This is a genomic window from Methylobacterium sp. GC_Met_2 (assembly GCF_026540795.1).
Taxonomy (GTDB): Bacteria; Pseudomonadota; Alphaproteobacteria; order Rhizobiales; family Beijerinckiaceae; genus Methylobacterium.
Window position 1 is genome coordinate 1 of the sequence record NZ_JALNUM010000255.1, and the last position, 1,168, is coordinate 1,168.

Consider the following 1,168-nt stretch of genomic DNA (forward strand, 5'->3'; position numbering starts at 1 on the left):
CACGGTACACGACACAGTGGCGGCGGGCGGCGCGCCGTGGTGCACTGAGGGATTCCTCGCCAAAGGGATCCCCCCATGTCCGCTTGTCTGCGCACCGCCCTGATCGAGAGCCTATCGGCGCATCTGGGCCTGGGCAAATCGCGTCTTGAGACGCTGAGCATGCTGCTGATCGGCTTGATCCACAGCCGGACGGTCAACCTCACCCATATCGCCAGCCAGTGCCACGGCCCGGCCCGCTACGCCTCGAAGTACCGCCGCCTGCAACGCTTCTTCCAGCACGTGCGTCTCGATCAGGCCGTGATCGCCACGCTGGTGGTGCGCATGCTCAAGCTGACCCGGCCCAAATGCCTGGCGCTCGACCGCACCCGCTGGAAGCTCGGCCGAAAAGACGTCAATATCCTGATGCTGGCCATCGTCACGCGTCGCTTCCGGGTGCCGCTGTTGTGGTCGGTGCTCGCCCATCCGGGCAACAGCGACACCGCACAGCGCATCGGCCTGCTACAGCGCTATCTCGCCCTGTTCGAGCCCACCTCCATCGATCTGCTTCTGGCCGACCGGGAGTTCATCGGCGCCGACTGGTTCGCGTTCCTGGCCAAGAGCCGGGTCCCCTTCGCCATCCGGGTCCGGCCCGACCTGTTCATGGCGCGCGCCGATGGCAGCCTGTGGTCGATCGAGACGCTGCTGCGCACCAAGCGCGCCCGCCACACCATCCACACGCTCGATCTGTTCCTGCCTGACACGCACCTGCCGCTGAAGCTGGCCGCCAAACGCCTCGCCAGCGGGGTATGGCTGCTGGTGATGACCAACACCCCCGAGCCGCGGCGAGCGCTCCAAGTCTACAGGAGACGCTGGGGGATCGAGTGTCTGTTCGGCGACGCCAAGACCCGTGGCCTCAACCTCGAAGACACCCGCCTGACCGATCCAGCCAAGATCGAGACGCTCACCGCCGTCCTGACGCTGGCCATCACTTGGATCTACCGAACGGCGACCGCCGCCATGGGCCTCAAAGCCATTGCGCGAAAGACCCATGGGCGGCGCGGGAAATCCTGGTTCCGCACCGGCCTCGATGCCCTACGCGGCGATCTCCTCAATGCCCCTCAAAGCGCAGCGACCCTCTGGGCCAATCGATGCCCAAAACGCCTCCCAGCCTTGTGAGTCGTGTACCGTG

At 66.0% G+C, this 1,168-nt stretch carries 1 protein-coding gene; it reads left to right on the forward strand.

Annotation, left to right across the window (positions count from 1 at the left end; all coding sequences use genetic code 11):
* Positions 1 to 75: 75 nt before the first annotated feature.
* Positions 76 to 1,155, forward strand: coding sequence for an IS4 family transposase (locus tag OXS49_RS33305; RefSeq protein ID WP_267428762.1), 1,080 nt, complete (start codon positions 76 to 78; stop codon positions 1,153 to 1,155).
* The last annotated feature ends 13 nt before the right edge of the window (positions 1,156 to 1,168 follow it).